18 protein-coding genes are annotated in these 14,523 nt (G+C 47.1%); 7 read left to right on the forward strand and 11 right to left on the reverse strand.

The genetic code is table 11. The features are described 5' to 3' along the window. Nucleotides 1-46: 46 nt before the first annotated feature. Nucleotides 47-898 carry a GPO family capsid scaffolding protein gene (locus MJO52_RS11860; protein ID WP_252081871.1) on the reverse strand — a complete coding sequence of 284 codons (852 nt, stop codon included), beginning with the start codon at nucleotides 896-898 and terminating at the stop codon, nucleotides 47-49. Between the two features lie 189 nt (nucleotides 899-1,087). Between MJO52_RS11860 and MJO52_RS11865 the strand changes: the two genes are divergently transcribed. From MJO52_RS11865 to MJO52_RS11875, 3 genes are read left to right on the forward strand one after another with little or no spacing between them, the layout of a single operon-like run. Further along, on the forward strand, nucleotides 1,088-2,833 hold the full coding sequence (locus tag MJO52_RS11865; RefSeq protein WP_252081872.1) for a terminase large subunit domain-containing protein: 1,746 nt from the start codon (nucleotides 1,088-1,090) through the stop codon (nucleotides 2,831-2,833). A 12-nt stretch (nucleotides 2,834-2,845) separates the two neighbouring features. Then, the gene (locus tag MJO52_RS11870; RefSeq protein ID WP_252081873.1) at nucleotides 2,846-3,907 is read left to right on the forward strand and encodes a phage portal protein; all 1,062 of its coding nucleotides are present in this window, start codon (nucleotides 2,846-2,848) and stop codon (nucleotides 3,905-3,907) included. A 56-nt stretch (nucleotides 3,908-3,963) separates the two neighbouring features. Continuing rightward, nucleotides 3,964-4,254: an ogr/Delta-like zinc finger family protein gene (locus tag MJO52_RS11875; RefSeq protein WP_252081874.1), complete on the forward strand. Its 291-nt coding sequence runs from the start codon at nucleotides 3,964-3,966 to the stop codon at nucleotides 4,252-4,254. Here the strand turns inward: MJO52_RS11875 and MJO52_RS11880 are convergent. Beyond that, nucleotides 4,251-4,496 carry a hypothetical protein gene (locus MJO52_RS11880; protein WP_252081875.1) on the reverse strand — a complete coding sequence of 82 codons (246 nt, stop codon included), beginning with the start codon at nucleotides 4,494-4,496 and terminating at the stop codon, nucleotides 4,251-4,253. The two genes, MJO52_RS11875 and MJO52_RS11880, sit on opposite strands and share 4 nt — an antisense overlap. A gap of 223 nt (nucleotides 4,497-4,719) precedes the next feature. On the opposite strand from MJO52_RS11880, the gene MJO52_RS11885 reads away from it, so the two are divergent. Further along, the gene (locus tag MJO52_RS11885; RefSeq protein WP_252081876.1) at nucleotides 4,720-5,076 is read left to right on the forward strand and encodes a helix-turn-helix domain-containing protein; all 357 of its coding nucleotides are present in this window, start codon (nucleotides 4,720-4,722) and stop codon (nucleotides 5,074-5,076) included. Between the two features lie 44 nt (nucleotides 5,077-5,120). Here the strand turns inward: MJO52_RS11885 and MJO52_RS11890 are convergent, their stop codons facing one another. The 8 genes from MJO52_RS11890 to MJO52_RS11925 form a co-directional block, all read right to left on the reverse strand. Next, nucleotides 5,121-5,714 (reverse strand): putative adhesin, encoded by a 594-nt coding sequence (locus MJO52_RS11890; RefSeq protein ID WP_252081877.1) that lies wholly within the window; start codon nucleotides 5,712-5,714, stop codon nucleotides 5,121-5,123. A 295-nt stretch (nucleotides 5,715-6,009) separates the two neighbouring features. After that, a complete protein-coding gene (locus MJO52_RS11895; RefSeq protein WP_252081878.1) occupies nucleotides 6,010-6,246 on the reverse strand; it encodes a hypothetical protein in 237 nt (78 codons plus the stop codon). Between the two features lie 15 nt (nucleotides 6,247-6,261). After that, nucleotides 6,262-6,510 carry a hypothetical protein gene (locus MJO52_RS11900; protein ID WP_252081879.1) on the reverse strand — a complete coding sequence of 83 codons (249 nt, stop codon included), beginning with the start codon at nucleotides 6,508-6,510 and terminating at the stop codon, nucleotides 6,262-6,264. Then, nucleotides 6,503-6,940 (reverse strand): hypothetical protein, encoded by a 438-nt coding sequence (locus MJO52_RS11905; protein ID WP_252081880.1) that lies wholly within the window; start codon nucleotides 6,938-6,940, stop codon nucleotides 6,503-6,505. The genes MJO52_RS11900 and MJO52_RS11905 overlap by 8 nt, the downstream gene beginning before the upstream one ends. Next, nucleotides 6,937-7,188, reverse strand: a complete 252-nt coding sequence (locus MJO52_RS11910) for a hypothetical protein (protein ID WP_252081881.1) — start codon at nucleotides 7,186-7,188, stop codon at nucleotides 6,937-6,939. Before MJO52_RS11910 ends, MJO52_RS11905 begins: the two co-directional genes overlap by 4 nt. Next, a complete protein-coding gene (locus tag MJO52_RS11915; protein WP_252081882.1) occupies nucleotides 7,181-7,525 on the reverse strand; it encodes a hypothetical protein in 345 nt (114 codons plus the stop codon). The genes MJO52_RS11910 and MJO52_RS11915 overlap by 8 nt, the downstream gene beginning before the upstream one ends. Nucleotides 7,526-7,923: 398 nt before the next feature. After that, nucleotides 7,924-10,578: a hypothetical protein gene (locus MJO52_RS11920; RefSeq protein WP_252081883.1), complete on the reverse strand. Its 2,655-nt coding sequence runs from the start codon at nucleotides 10,576-10,578 to the stop codon at nucleotides 7,924-7,926. A 10-nt stretch (nucleotides 10,579-10,588) separates the two neighbouring features. Continuing rightward, on the reverse strand, nucleotides 10,589-10,801 hold the full coding sequence (locus MJO52_RS11925) for a hypothetical protein (RefSeq protein ID WP_252081884.1): 213 nt from the start codon (nucleotides 10,799-10,801) through the stop codon (nucleotides 10,589-10,591). Between the two features lie 236 nt (nucleotides 10,802-11,037). Between MJO52_RS11925 and MJO52_RS11930 the strand changes: the two genes are divergently transcribed. The 3 genes from MJO52_RS11930 to MJO52_RS11940 all read left to right on the forward strand — a co-directional run bounded on the left by MJO52_RS11930 (nucleotide 11,038) and on the right by MJO52_RS11940 (nucleotide 13,669). Beyond that, the gene (locus MJO52_RS11930) at nucleotides 11,038-11,388 is read left to right on the forward strand and encodes a helix-turn-helix domain-containing protein (protein WP_252081885.1); all 351 of its coding nucleotides are present in this window, start codon (nucleotides 11,038-11,040) and stop codon (nucleotides 11,386-11,388) included. Continuing rightward, nucleotides 11,366-12,385 (forward strand): phage integrase, encoded by a 1,020-nt coding sequence (locus tag MJO52_RS11935; protein WP_252081886.1) that lies wholly within the window; start codon nucleotides 11,366-11,368, stop codon nucleotides 12,383-12,385. Before MJO52_RS11930 ends, MJO52_RS11935 begins: the two co-directional genes overlap by 23 nt. 507 nt (nucleotides 12,386-12,892) lie before the next feature. Next, nucleotides 12,893-13,669 (forward strand): hypothetical protein, encoded by a 777-nt coding sequence (locus tag MJO52_RS11940; RefSeq protein ID WP_252081887.1) that lies wholly within the window; start codon nucleotides 12,893-12,895, stop codon nucleotides 13,667-13,669. 417 nt (nucleotides 13,670-14,086) lie between these two features. Here MJO52_RS11940 and MJO52_RS11945 read toward each other — a convergent pair whose 3' ends face one another. Next, the gene (locus MJO52_RS11945) at nucleotides 14,087-14,476 is read right to left on the reverse strand and encodes a LexA family protein (RefSeq protein ID WP_252081888.1); all 390 of its coding nucleotides are present in this window, start codon (nucleotides 14,474-14,476) and stop codon (nucleotides 14,087-14,089) included. Nucleotides 14,477-14,523 lie beyond the last annotated feature (47 nt).

Consider the following 14,523-nt stretch of genomic DNA (forward strand, 5'->3'; position numbering starts at 1 on the left):
CTCAAAAAAAATAATAAGGTTGTTTAGGTTTACTGCGCGTGCGGGCTTAAATAATTTCTTCTTCGGTACCGCCTGTGCCCTCGGGGGTTCTAGTGCCGGGTTTCTCGGTATTGATCGCGGCTTTAAACTCTTTATCCAGCTTGTTAAACTGACTCTGAAGCGTATTAAATTCCTTTACACTCACGGTGCCCTTTTCTTCGCCGTCAGAACCTGTCTCTTCGGAATCCGTTTGGTTATCTCCAGCCGCTCCGCTGGCACTAAAGTTTTTTGCTAGCTCTTTCATGGTTTCGCCTTGGGAATTGATAGCCCCCAGCAGCTGAGAAAATTGATCGTCTTTCATGGCTTCACTGTCCTGTTCTGGTGATTTGGAATCTTTGCGACCGAAAATGCGGTTATAGAGGGTGTTATCTTTTTCTAGGTTTTCGGACAGATTGAATTGATGGCCGCCAAATACACACGCCGACTGATCGCCGTCTTTACTTGAAAAATTCAGCTCTTGAATACCTGCACTAGCAGGACTGTCAGTAACGCCCAAGCCTCTCAAATAGAACTTGTCTGTACCGCGATAATTCTTTCCGACTTCAATGGAGGGAAAGGTGTACTCTCCCGATCTATTGGCACTCACCAGCCAATCATCGGGGGAGATAATGCCGAACAGCTGGATTTCACCTTTTAGTTCCGGTTCGGTAGCGGGCTCTACCTTTAAGGCTAAAACGGTACCACCGCTATAGTAGCGACGATGTTCCGGCCAGAGTTTTGCGGTAAAGACCTTGGTGTTGTAGGTCTCTGCCATATCTTCTAGCCATTCCTTTTTTATATAGCGGCCATCATCACTGCCATCAACTACTGACCCACTTGTAGCCAGTGTTACCCAACCGGTTTTTAGGTTTCGTGCCATTTTTCGCCCACTAACTAGATTCCTATTTATTAATTTGTGGCCCTTGCCACATCGACAGCACGAAGATTAAAAGCATTCCCCACACCGAACAACGCGCTAAATTCCTGTAAATTCCGCTTTATGAAAAACAGGAATTTATAGGAATTAACCCGCGTTTTTCCTGGCAATTTCTTCCGTACACTGCGGCGCATGGCAAAGTACTCTGAAGAAATAAAAACAGCTGCAAAGCTAATGTGGTTGCGTAGACTCTCTGCGCGGGAAATTGCAGAACAGCTAAACCTGAATAATGCACGGGTGGTTTACCAGTGGGCGGAGAAAGGCCACTGGGAAGAGATGCTGCAGCATGAAACCGTAGAGCAAGCCACCACCCGCCGTCTTATTGTGCTGATAGAAAAGCCAAACAAGACTAAGGAAGATTTCACAGAAATAGACCGTCTTAGTAACCTTCTGGATAAGCTGGCGGGTATCGATGTTAAGAAAGCCCGCGCAGCCAAAGAAAAAGCGGTGGCCTCCCGTAGCGAGAGCGGAAACGGGAAAAGCAAAAAGAAGAAAGCCAAAAACGATATTAGCGAGATTACCCCAGAACAGCTGGAAAAGATCCGCAAAGAACTATTTTATGAATATCAGCACCGCTGGCACGACCACAAAAGCGAGCGCACCCGCTTTATTCTGAAATCCCGCCAGATAGGCGCTACCTACTATTTTGCCTGGGAAGCCTTCGAAGATGCAGTAATTAGTGGGGATAACCAGGTATTCCTTTCCGCAAGCCGCAACCAAGCCGAGATATTTAAAGCCTATATCATTAAATTTGCCCGCGAATATTTCGATATTGAGTTAAAAGGCGCTGATTTTATTGAATTATCCAACGGCGCAGAGTTGCGTTTTGTATCCACTAATGGCCGTACCGCACAGGGCTATCACGGCCATTTCTATGCGGATGAGGTATTTTGGATTCCCGACTTTGAGCGCACCAACGAACTAGCATCAGGTATGGCCTCCCACAAAAAGTGGCGCCGCACATATTTCTCCGTGCCGTCAATAAAAAGCCATAGTGCCTATGACATGTGGAGCGGCAAGGTTTACAACGATAACGCAAAAAAGAGAGCTGATTTTGATTTAAGCCATGCCGCTCTTAAACATGGAAAGCTAGGGCCTGACAGAATATGGCGAAATATTGTTACCGTGATCGATGCCGGGGAGCAAGGCTGTGACCTATTTGATCTTGAGGCGCTCAAGATTGAAAACAGCAAGGCGGCTTTCAATAACAAATATATGTGCGCTTTTATGGAGGCGGGGCTTTCCGTCTTTAAATTGGAGGACCTACTCTCGGCCGCTGTTGATGCTGATTCTGCCTGGAAAGATTACAAGGTAAATAACCAGCGACCCTACGGAAATCACCCGGTTTGGATTGGCTACGATCCCTCACGCAGTATCGACGGTGCCGCCATTGTGGTACTGGCGCCCCCGCTTAAAGAGGGCGGTAAATTTCGGGTGCTGGAAAAGATTGTGATGCGTAATTGCGCCTGGCAGTACCAGGCCAACCGCATTAAGGAGCTAACCGAAAAATACAATGTGCAGTTTATCGGCATCGACTGCACCGGCCCCGGCCACGGTGTCGTCGAGATGGTCAAGGAGTTTTACCCCCGCGTAACCCCGATCCACTACGGCCTAGAAACCAAAACCAACCTGGTATTAAAAACCCAGGATGTGGTTGAGAGCCAGCGCATCGAATGGGATGCGGAGCACACTGATATTCCCCAGGCCTTTTTGCAGATTCACCAAACCACCACCAGCGGCGACCACATCACCTACGCCGCCAACCGCAAGAGCGCCACCGGCCACGCGGATGTGGCCTGGGCCATTATGCACGGCCTCAGTAACGAACCCCTCAACCGCAAGCAGCGTAAATCCTCTGTGGCCTTTGCCAGTAACTAACGGGACCAATCCATGGGACGCAAACGAAAGCATTTTACTAATGGCAAATACTCGCAGGCCTCAAGCAAGGCCAAAGCCCTGTCTGCGGAACCAAACCGCAGTAGCCCTACCCTATTTAGCTTTGGCGATCCTGAGCCCGTCCTGAGTGGCAGCTGGGGGAATTACCTGGGCACCTTCCTAGAGCCCAGTGGCGACTACTATGTGCCTCCAGTGAGCCAAAGCGGTCTGGCCAACCTGTTAGGAGCCAACGCCCACCACGGCACTATCCCCTACTTTAAGCGCAATAGGTTGCGTCAGTGGTTCAAAGCCTCCAACACGCTCAAGCCCGAATGCCTGGCGAATGCAGGTTTTGATCACTCGGTATTTGGCCATGCCTACTTCCAGAAAATCTATAACCGCTTCGACCATATCCTGCGCTTGCAACACCTACCCGCGCTCAATATGCGTCGAATGAAAGAGAAAGACCGCTTCTGCATGTTGCGTCCGACCGGCGACCCCATCGTGTTTGCACCTGGTGAAGTGATCCAGCTTAAGGAATACGACCCCACCCAGCAGATATACGGCAGGCCTCAATACCTGGGCGGCGTACAGTCGGTGCTGCTCAATGAGGACAGCACCCTATTCCGGCGCAAGTACTACAACAACGGCGCGCACATGGGCTATATCTTCTACACCACCGACAGCAAGCTTTCCGAAGAGGACGAAAAAGCCATTAAGGCGAAAATCCAGGACAGCAAGGGCGTGGGCAACTTCCGTTCTATGTACCTGAATATTCCCGACGGCAAAGAGAAAGGGGTACAGATTATCCCGGTTGGAGACATCGCCACCAAAGACGAGTTCGAGCGAATCAAGAACCTCACCCGCAACGACGTACTCAGTATGTGGCGTATCCAGCCCGCCCTGGCTGGCGTGATGCCCGAAAATTCCGGCGGCTTTGGAGATATCGAAAAAATCTCTCGGGCATATTACGAGAACGAAGTGCTGCCGATGCAGGATGTTTTTATGCAGCTGAATGAGTGGCTGCCTAAGGGGAAAAGGATTGGGTTTGATAAGCCGGAGTTTGTACATAGCTAAACCAAAAAGTGCATTATTCACACCTTTTAATGTACTTATAACACCAGGATAGTAAAATGGATGCAGTTTTTATCAAAGACTTTGGGGAAGACATGCAAATTAATTGCATCAAATGCGGTAGTAAATCGGTGATCACAAGCCGTAATGAAGTGGACCCTAAACTCTCACAACTCTACTGCGCTTGTAAGAATATTAAACACTGTGGCCACACTTTCGTCATGGACCTGAGCTTTAAGCATTCAATATCGCCTTCAGCTCTGGATAGAAGCGCTCTGCTGATTAACCTCTTAAAGTCCATACCCACTGCAGAACGCGAAAAGTTATTCCAATTGGCAGATAGCTCCTAATTAGGCTCAAGGCCTAGAGATCCTGGCAAGCATTCTAAATCGCTTTCCAGCTGCTCCTGGATTCGCATCAATTCTTTATCAATTATATTTAGTGCTGCCACTCGGGCTTCTGGAGAAGCCTCTCCCCCAAAAACCTCTAACGCTAAACGAACATCAGAAATCTGATCAACAAAATTCACGCGCCCTCTTTCTAAACGCATCAAAAAGGAAGCCGGTAGATGTATCACGTTGTCCTTGGCCATGCTCTCAAACTCCATCTAAAGCTAACCAGAAAAAAATAGGATTTAATTTCCCCAAAAAGGAAATGTGAAGAACTTTTTACCACCAAAAATTTCGATCAGCAAACCGATTTATTTTGTGTTGCGAATATCGCAACTTTTAATAAAAAGATTGCGAATAACGCAACGATTCCTATAATTTGACCATTCTGTAACCAATTTGCGGTTTAAATATGGCGTACAGAAATTGAACAAAACCAAACTCTCCGACATACATCGCAGACGTATCTCCATTGCCAATCGATTGAGAGAATGCCGTATCTGTGCCGAAATCACCGGCCGCGATTTAGCAAATCGAATAGGTATCCCCGCCTATACTCTTTCCAAGATGGAAGCGGGCCAGCAGACAATCCCTGTAGAGCTACTGGCGGCTTGGTGTGATGCCTTGGGCATTTCCACCAATGAGGCTTTGGGTATTCACGAGACAGAGGGGGGATCATTGGCAGAGCTGGTCAAGCAGTTTCGGAAACTCAGCTCCCGAGGGCGGGAGCTGGTGTTGGGACATATAAAATTAGTTGAGGAGATTGAGAGGAAAAACCGATAAAAGATCGTCAGCCCAACCTAGTAATCTAACTACAGCTCTTTCTCTTATGCTGTACGAAGTCTCTCTGTACGGCAAGGATTGTCCCCTCCCTCTTCAATACCGTGTTCTCGACAACAAAGAAAGTGCAAAACTTGGGGCCCATTTAGTCTCCCTAGGATATTAAGAACATCAGCGAGATAACAACCATCATGATTTAAACCATGTAGCCGATTACCTCCATCCTTCATTCGTACCCCCATTTTAGCCCCATAGGTTGCATCTATTGCGGACAGCGAATAATTGTAAACCGTCCCACCCCCCTCCGTTTCTGTAGGAAAAGCCTGTTTAGGAGATATTTCAAACTGCACTAACTGATTAGGTTCAGTTTTACCAGAAAATGTTTTGAAATTTACAGTTTTTTGGTGCTCATCGAAAACAAACTTTCGCAATGAAGGACGACCAACCCTAGTTATTTCGTTGTAAAGAGAGACTGCTCTCTGGGCGGCCAAACTAGTTCCGATAGCCGTGTAAGTAAGGAGTAAAACGTTACCCGGTACAGTAACCATTTTTGACTGATCATCTTCTAAAGCAATGAGTCCAGGCTGAAAGCCCCCATGAAACCATGCCGTCCATTCTAATCCGCTGTATTTTTTTGACATTTCTTCTTTTTATCCTTTTTTATTAAACACAAATACGTAGACGCTTGCTCATCCTCCCCTACAAATAGCAATATGGGACATTAAAGTTTCTACTGTAACAATTTAAATGTCGCCACCTCATTTATACTATTAGCACATAAATACAGACTTTAAAATTGACCTACGAAAACCTTCTTTATCACCCACCTATTACAACGGATTACAAGTAGCCAGATAACAGATAATTACTCGAAACTTTATGATCAAAACCTGAACAAGCGATAGCAGCAGCCAGTGAAATTGCAATTAAATATTACTAAACCTTACCTATATCTTCTTTTGCCTTATCCTCTAGCCAAGACTTACCCCTTTCTATTGCTGTTAACTTTGTAGTGCCCGAAACAGGTAAACGCATATCACCAACACAGGCACGGAAAACCAGGTCCGTACCCTCAACATCTAACTCCGCTGTGACACCAATGCTTAATAAAAAATTGGCTCTCTCTGCGATGGATCTTATTTGCTCGTAGGCTTGCATTTGTTCGTCTGTCATTTTTTATCACCTTCCTTAGTGAATACTTTGTTTCCCTGGGCACATCCTGCTGTATTTGTGATCTGCGGGCTTAAGCTCCCCAAAATCAAAGGCAGTGGCCGTGAAGAAAGCCAACTCAAGAGTTATTAGTGAAAACTCCTTACCTTCTGATTCGGTTAACTTAATGCCAGCTTTGAGTTTTTCCCGAAGTTCAGAAAACCGAGGAATGATATGAGAGAACTTTTCTTCCAGAGCGGGAACAACCCCTACAACTAAACTAAGCACTGGCCACCCCTCCCAACTCCCGGTTTAAATCTTTCAATTGATCCGCACGGGCTTCATGCTCCAGAAAAATTTCCTGTGCGGCTCTCAGTTCCTGAACAGCTTCTTCCCTGCTTACCGTGGTGGTATCCGGGCAGGCGATACGCTCGCGACACAAAGCCAGTGCCAGGCGTACGCGCCGGGCTTCAGCGATATCGAGTAAAAAGACTTCTTTAGACATAGCGGTTTCCTCACTGTTGAACGGTGCAAATTGTTGCGGGCGCTGCCCGCGATAGGTGTAAGCGGCCTCACGGAAGAGACAGCCAAATATCAATTCATCGCGCACCACCTGCTTCCAGCTGCAGGCACTATTGATCTCGGCATTATTGAGCCAGGCGTTATAGACCTGGTGTTCGGTGACGGTGTGGTAGAGCTTCAAGGCGCGCTGACTCATAGCGCTTCGGCCTCCCTGCGCATTTCCCATACCTGTTGTTTCAGCCGGTTCAAACGGCTGCGCATATCCTCGGCCATCCCCCTGCTCTGCTTCTTCAACCACTGCCCTATCTCGTAGCGGGTGCGGGTACACAGCAGGTACCAGGCAAGGCAGTTGCGGCGGTGGTCCTCGCTATGGGGGTCTGTGGCGGTCGCGATTAGGTCGGGCAAACAATTTATTCCCAACTTCAACAATGACGGATTACTCATCTTCGTCACCTACGACCGGGAAGGCTCGTGTGATTTCGATATGTGGTGAGGCAAGTGCAGCTATCTCGCTGGCATTGGTATCTATGTGACTGATCACTTGGTTACAGGCGGTTTTAATACCCTCCTGCTCGTAGGCATTTAGCAGTGTCCGCAGTAGCTTCTTCGCCGCCGTACCCTGTTGTGGGTCCTGCTGAACCAAATGACAGCACAGCGCTGTAAGGTCGGCGGCAACCATGCCCAGCTTGCGAGAGTCCACCAGTGCGCGGTTACCGGTAGTCAGGCTGTAGAACAACTTCCAAATCCGGTCCTTCTCTTTGTCAGTCAGTGCGCGATTCATCGTCCTTTCCATTTTTTAAAGGGGGGGGTAGCGGAAACAGGTAACTTTTACTCCGTATCCTCTACAGGCCCCGTGGCTACTGGGTTTGAGTGGTTACTTTTTGGGGTAACTTTTGGTAACCGGAGGTAACCTAAAAAGGTAACCAGCTCTAACCCTCTGATTTATCTAACTTTTTTGTTTGCTTATTTTTTGCTCTATTGGTAACCAGAAATTACTTCTCAGTTACCTAAAAATTACCTAAAAGTTACTTTTTTCTAATGGCCTGAAAGCCTTGACACCTCTAGCTTTCCGCCGTTTTTGGCCCTGCGGTTACTTCGGTTACCCGATTCCGCACACCCCGGCCAAAATCTGCTTTACCCTCCCTATATGCGTGCGGGCGCGCACGCGAACCTGCCTGTCTAGACATTTCGTGGTTTCTTGAAAATCCAGCAATGCATGGTTTTGTTGAGGGTTGGAGACTTGACCTTGCGCATCTCCACGAAGGGGTATTGCAGGGAGTTCACGAGCAGTTTTTTCAGCCGTGCGAACTCGAGAAACTCCTGGCCGTGCTTCTTTGCCACATCCTGAAAGTGGGCAAAGTTAATTGCGATCTCATGCTGTTTGTTGATGCTGTGGTTGAGAATTTCAATAAAAACATCTTCGCTATGCGCTTTTGGATCGTGCTGCAGGTTTAGGTAGTCGTACATTTCCCAGAAACGCTCTACCAATGGATGGTCCTTGGAAATTCGGCCCTGACGGTCCAGTGCTCTTTGGTAAAGATAAGTTTCTAAGCCGCGCAGAATGTCATCTTGGATTTGGGGAATAACGTGCTTAAGTGCCACAGCACAAGCCATGATCTGTGCATGGTTTTGAATTAGGCGGCCAAGATTGGCTTTGATTCCACCCTTGTCATAGAAGCGCTCTCGGTAGTGAGCGTACGCCTTTTCATAAGTTGTAAGAATCTCACGCTCTTTACCCAGCGCAGCCGGTAAAAAGCCGGCAACTTCTTCACAAGTAACCTGGTTAAACCAGCGGGCCAGCTGTTCCGATTCACGAGAGTGGTGCTCTCGGGTACAGTGGCAGTGAACGATACGTTGAATGATGGCTTCCGATGCCTCTACCCGAGCGTTCTGCGCGATCACCAGGGCCCCCTGGAACATCGCTTCTTCAGTATCGTTACCGCGCTTGGCAACGCCGAGGGTTCCCAGGCCACGTCCATCAAACAGGGGTTTCAGCTCGTCAAACTGAAATTGCTTATGCTTTGCATCACCCCCTTCATCACCTCGGTCTGACTCAATCAGTACGATAGGCAGATTACTAACCTGAGCGAAGGCACGACGGCGACCGGCAGGAGAGCCCTTTGCTGGGTCCATACCTTCATGATTGTCTCGCCCTACCAGCTTCCAGCAAAACTCTAAAAGTGTGGACTTGCCTGCTCCCGGCTCCCCTGTGACTTCCAGAAACGGGAAGGATTTATCACGGCTGCGAATTTGCTGAACGAACAAGGAGCCCAACCAAAAAGCCAAGGTTGCCAGTCCCTGCCAGTGGAACACTGTGAGGAAGTTGTTAAACCAACCCGGTTTATGCTCGCCTCTGTGCAGGCGGAAACCACGAAAGCTAGTGCGGATACCGACGCCTGCCGCTTCCAAATAACCTTCTTTATTCAGCTTTAAATTACGGCCTTTGTGATATCCAAAGTCGCCATAGACGTAAACGCCGCTTTGAGGCTCATATCCGATATAGGGAATGGATTTCACTACAGTGATACGGCGATTTAGCCATCGATCCCGCAGAATTTTTAGATCTTTAGCAGAGCCGTCAAAAGTTCCGCCCAAGCTATTGTTCAGCATGGCTTTATGGAAACTGGAGGGGGTATCAATATGACCCCCTTCCAATTCTACGAGGCCCTGCGGATTACCGTTGGTATAGCTCACTCGAAACACGTAGCGACGCTCATCTAGGATGTCGTCTACCAGAGCGTAAAGAAATTCCGGTACGAAATTAGAAATACTCTCGATACTGGTGGCTGAAAGAAATTCTCGGCTGTGCTGATTGTGGTCAAACTCTTCACCGTCGAGGTTCTTTGCCAATACATCTGCGTTCACCTTGGCACTGTATAGACAGCTTTTATGGTCAAAAACCAGATAGTGGCGCTTTTGCCAAGCGTAAAGCATGGTAGATTTTTCAGCGGGAGACTCGGCCACAAATACACGACCCCGCCATAGGCATTGTTCTATGGTTTTATCATTGAGCTTTTTTTCTCTATAGAGGTCATCCCAGTCTTTTTTGCTACCTGTGAGTGCTACCTCAACGGTTTCGCCTTTTTCTTGCAACTCCTTACGATATTTAGCCAAGTGCTTACGCGCACCCGGTTCGTCATCGTAGGCCAAGTGCCAGATAATGCCCTGTCCGATATTTTTCTCAATTAACTCTCTCGGTAAACCGGTACAGGAAAATGCACTTACCACTTTATATCCTGCCAAGTGCATAGCGATGCAATGGAAAATTCCCTCAACAATAAACACTTTATCCATAGGCTTAATGACTTGCCCAGGTGGTGCCCAGTGTTTATCCGTAGTGCTGCCTCCCGATTTAAAGTGCGCCTTTCGTCCCGCTGTTTTCACATGGGCATTATCAATAATGCGCTCCCAGTAATTCTCCTTACTGTCGTAAAGATAGAAGCGCACTGTTTCTGCCCAGGTACCGTCCGGCAATTTGTAAAAACCTTGCTCAAACCAGTCTTCGATATCAGCAGAGGGAAAGCCACGCTTAATAGATAAGTAGGCCCTAGCTGTCGCTTTGGGGTCTTCATTCGTTGAGGGGTAACGCTTGGAGAAATTTTCAAAAATGTCGGGATAACGATCCCGCACCCTTTCTTGATACTGACATTTATCCTCGCGGTCACAACGCAGGGTGATCGGCTTATTAACTTTGATCCATAGCGTTTTCTTGTCACATTTTGGACAAACCCCCCGCAGGACCTCTTTATCACCAGTGCCATTGCGAACCAGCTTTAAGCTGTGGTCGTTTTCCAGAGCTTCTAACACGTCGCGGTTTATTGCGCTGTAGTCCATAGCGCGCACCCTACTTCTGCTTAGGCTTGGCTGGGTCAGCCTCTAGGCACATACGCGAAAGCTGCAACAGATTGATCATCCGATAGCGGCCGATCTTGATCGTTGGCAAATAGCCTCGATCAACCTGTGCACGTACTGTCTTTAGCGTGTGGCCGGCATCAACTGCGTACTGCTCCTGAGTACAAACCGGGATTTTGATTGAAGGTACTGAGTGCTCTGACATTCCCTCTACTCCTCTTTGGGGTAATATGAGTCCTTATGGGGTAATATTTACACCCAACAAGAAACTCTATGTCAACTCTTTTTTGTTCTTTATTAACACCAAATAGTTCTTTATTTACACTTTTGGCGGGTTTCTGATTAATGAAAGGGCTTGTACTACACCTTTTCTTGTAGATAGAACTTTTTTTGGTGCATTATTTGCCCAGTAAAGGGTAATAAAGAGGCACACGCCAGCTAATGGGTAAGACTTCAAAACTAAGGGCCGGTGATCGATTACGAGCGATCAGGGAGCTGACTGGATTAACGCAGAAAGAGTTCGCAGAGCTCTTAAAGCTTGAACTTGTCCATTTGAAAAATATGGAATACAAGAAAAACCGCGTTACGGAAGAGTGCTATGAGGCGGTAGGCTTTACCTTTCCCGAATTATTACCATGGTTTGTCTACGAGGGCCCTGTGAACCTACAAGGATTACGGAACAGCGACAATAAGTTGTGCAAATTTATTGCCGCTCGCATTGACGCAGGATTAGTTCCAGAGGGATATTTTTCTGAGGGTTCGATCAGGGATGGCGATACAAAAGAAGGCTAATGGCCGATGGCAAGCGGATTGCCAACCTGAAGGCCGCGGTGGCAAGAGAGTACAGCGGACCTTCAACACCAAAGGCGAAGCCCAAAGATGGCTTACCGCGCAAAAAGCCGCAGCAGATCGCGGCGAGTGGTCCCCGCCAAAGAGAGACAATCGTACCATTTCACAATTGGTTCACGAATGGTATGAACTGCATGGCCACACGCTTAAAGACCACACCGGACGCCTAAATTACCTGGAAAATACAGCAAGGTGGCTGGGTGATCCCAAAGCCATCAATTTCACTGCTGAAGACTGGATTTTGTACCGCAAGCGGCGGCTAGAATCTCCCAACGAACAAGGGAGACAACCATGTGCCAGAACCATTAACCATGAGCACACCTATCTGAATGCGGTGTTCAATCGCCTGATATCGATTAAAAAGTGGACACATCCCAACCCACTTAAAGGGGTTCCCAAACTTCGGGTGGCCGAACCACCACTTACTTTTTTAAGTGTCGAACAGCTCAAAGCCCTGGATGCAGCCCTGCTCCAGGCCCGTAACCCAAATGTCAGAACTATCACCCGTATCTGTTTGGCTACTGGTGCCCGCTGGTCTGAAGCTGAAACCCTAGAAGCGGAACGGATACACCATGGCAAGATTGAGTTTGTAGATACCAAGAATGGCAAGAACCGCAGCATCCCTATCAGCCGCGATTTGGAATCAGAAATACTGAGCGGGCGCCCCATTTCGGGCCGGCTCTTTGTAGGTACCAACTTCCGCGCCTTCCAGGAAGCCCTGGCCAGAGCAAAGCTAAAACTACCCAAAGGCCAGCTAACCCACATCCTCCGCCACACCTTCGCAAGCCATTACATGATCAACGGCGGCGACCTACTCAAGCTAAACAAGATTCTGGACCACTCCACTATAGAGATGACCATGCGCTATGCGCATTTGTCGCCGGAGCATTTGGAGGATGCGGTGGAGAGGAGTGCGCTTTATTCGCTTGAGAGATCTTAACGTGATAGAAGTATGTTTGATGAGGTACAACACTTGTTGATTTGGCGAATTTTCGACCAGCTGGCGAACATGATATAAAAAACAGCATAGAGCAAAAAATTTTCTAAACCGGCTATTAAATTCAAATTATACAGGGGAGTTTTCATGAGCTTTCAGCACCAAATACAAATGACTTTTGGAACAAGTTACCTAGAACCAACTCATGCGCAAGCACAAAAAATCGCTAGGGATTTGCTATCAGCCTATAGAGAGGGAAAACTTAATACTCGACAGGATTGCTTTGAAATAGTAAAGCGTCACTGCCCATCTGCTGGCACATATTTTCGAAGAGGCTTAGACAATTCAGATCTAAACACGCTATTACAGCTCGCACTAAGTACAATAGAGGAAACCAGTTAAGGCTTCCTCCCAGTGCGACACAGTAAGTAAAGCTTATGTTTTAGGTGTGACAATGCCAGAAGCAATCATGCACCACTTATTAAAATAGCTGTTAAAGAGGGAAACTCATTGGTAAAAACTCACGAGCAAGAGGTTGTTTCTGCAAAATTACAAATTAGCAGCCTTAAAGCCGACTACATGTCAAGCCTAACTGATTTTATAGCTACACCAAAAGAGCAGAAAATTTCAAAGCTTACTAATGTACTAGCCTCAGGAAACAAGTACTTTAATTATGTTGAAGAGTTTGTTGGGAATAGCAATCTGTTAGGCGCCCACGACAATCCCAAATGGGTCATTGGCTTTGCAGAAGATTGCGCTGAAGTTTTAAATAGCTTATTGAAGCACTTTAATTTAATTTTTAAAACCATAAGCTCATTGCAGCCAGATTTGCTAGAGTCCGCTAAGCCCGGAGCAACAGCATATGCGAACATGCAAAGGATGGTGTTGAAATATCTCACCCCAGAAATTGCCAAGAAGATTGAAAATGATTTCAAAATGTTAGGCTTACCTACATATGGTTTTGATAATTACAAACTGCCCTTTATGACTAAAGAAAAACAAATATATTTATCTTTTTCCTTTGGAGTCTCATTTCTCATAACGCTGATAATCATTGCGGTTGTAATTCCAAACCCAACAGGCTTTCAGTACACCATATTCCGTATAATTCTCTCTATAGCAGCTGGTGGTGCAGTTGCAGCATTTCCTGGGTTCATAGAAGTAAAGCTAGGCAAATGGTTACGAGCTGGTGGCGCACTAGCTGTTTTTGTGCTGGTGTACTTTTGGAGCCCTGCTGCAATTGAAATGACCAACTCAAAGTCACCAATAGCCTATGAATCTAAATAAAAGGACTTAATAAGAGGCTCTAGGTGACATCTGAAATTGACCTGAACCAAATACGAAGAGAGCTCACACCACAAAAACAATGAGAACCATAGAGTTAGTAGCCTTTAACTATGAGATGCTCTCGATTAGCACTATGAGTACCAACCTAATGTCTCAACAAAGTCTCAACGCATACGAAGGTTATAGGGCAATAAAGGGCAATTTCACGTAAGATAACGCCATTTAGCGGTATGTTGAGTATCAATGGAGAGTTAAACAGGTGTCTTGAAAACCGTTGACTGTAACAGGTCCCAGGGTTCGAATCCCTGCCCCACCGCCATTATTCATGCAGAAAGCCCTGATTTTTCAGGGCTTTTTTGTTTCTGCTTTTTGTGGTCCCCCACTTAATTTTTGAAGCGCTTCACTCGACGCCCACCATTAGTCACCCCTGTGATACCTCACTGATGCCTTAACCACCCCCTCCACTATCAATTCTTGTCCCTCCCATATGGGTATTGCTGGATAGTTAGAGTTAGCCGGAAGCAATCTTCCACGACGTCGATCCAATATCTTGCAAGTGAGCTGGCCATCCAGAGCCACAACAACCACATCGCCGTCCACTGGCGCAAGAGACCGATCGACTATGAGAAGGTCACCATCGTGGATGCCAGCATTAATCATAGAGTCACCATTAGCGCGGACCATGTACGTTGCAGCTGGCCTGGCAACTAGATGATCATCAAGGCTAAGGGCCGCTTCCAGGTGGTCATCTGCTGGAGAGGGAAAGCCGCATGGAACGCCGCTACCAAAGAAAGGGATAGATTTCATGAAACACCTGAATACTGTATTTATATACTGAATGCGGATGTAGAGTG

The sequence above is a fragment of the Microbulbifer variabilis genome (assembly GCF_023716485.1).
Lineage (GTDB): Bacteria > Pseudomonadota > Gammaproteobacteria > Pseudomonadales > Cellvibrionaceae > Microbulbifer > Microbulbifer variabilis_B.

Bases quoted from the DNA above. Each gene is read 5' to 3' on its own strand.
- MJO52_RS11935 (WP_252081886.1), top strand. From the start codon at position 11,366: ATGGCGATACAAAAGAAGGCTAATGGCCGATGGCAAGCGGATTGCCAA.
- MJO52_RS11860 (WP_252081871.1), bottom strand. From the start codon at position 898: ATGGCACGAAACCTAAAAACCGGTTGGGTAACACTGGCTACAAGTGGG.
- MJO52_RS11890 (WP_252081877.1), bottom strand. From the start codon at position 5,714: ATGTCAAAAAAATACAGCGGATTAGAATGGACGGCATGGTTTCATGGG.
- MJO52_RS11920 (WP_252081883.1), bottom strand. From the start codon at position 10,578: ATGGACTACAGCGCAATAAACCGCGACGTGTTAGAAGCTCTGGAAAAC.
- MJO52_RS11930 (WP_252081885.1), top strand. From the start codon at position 11,038: ATGGGTAAGACTTCAAAACTAAGGGCCGGTGATCGATTACGAGCGATC.
- MJO52_RS11875 (WP_252081874.1), top strand. From the start codon at position 3,964: ATGGATGCAGTTTTTATCAAAGACTTTGGGGAAGACATGCAAATTAAT.
- MJO52_RS11925 (WP_252081884.1), bottom strand. From the start codon at position 10,801: ATGTCAGAGCACTCAGTACCTTCAATCAAAATCCCGGTTTGTACTCAG.
- MJO52_RS11945 (WP_252081888.1), bottom strand. From the start codon at position 14,476: ATGAAATCTATCCCTTTCTTTGGTAGCGGCGTTCCATGCGGCTTTCCC.
- MJO52_RS11905 (WP_252081880.1), bottom strand. From the start codon at position 6,940: ATGAGTCAGCGCGCCTTGAAGCTCTACCACACCGTCACCGAACACCAG.
- MJO52_RS11915 (WP_252081882.1), bottom strand. From the start codon at position 7,525: ATGAATCGCGCACTGACTGACAAAGAGAAGGACCGGATTTGGAAGTTG.
- MJO52_RS11865 (WP_252081872.1), top strand. From the start codon at position 1,088: ATGGCAAAGTACTCTGAAGAAATAAAAACAGCTGCAAAGCTAATGTGG.
- MJO52_RS11910 (WP_252081881.1), bottom strand. From the start codon at position 7,188: ATGAGTAATCCGTCATTGTTGAAGTTGGGAATAAATTGTTTGCCCGAC.
- MJO52_RS11880 (WP_252081875.1), bottom strand. From the start codon at position 4,496: ATGGCCAAGGACAACGTGATACATCTACCGGCTTCCTTTTTGATGCGT.
- MJO52_RS11895 (WP_252081878.1), bottom strand. From the start codon at position 6,246: ATGACAGACGAACAAATGCAAGCCTACGAGCAAATAAGATCCATCGCA.
- MJO52_RS11870 (WP_252081873.1), top strand. From the start codon at position 2,846: ATGGGACGCAAACGAAAGCATTTTACTAATGGCAAATACTCGCAGGCC.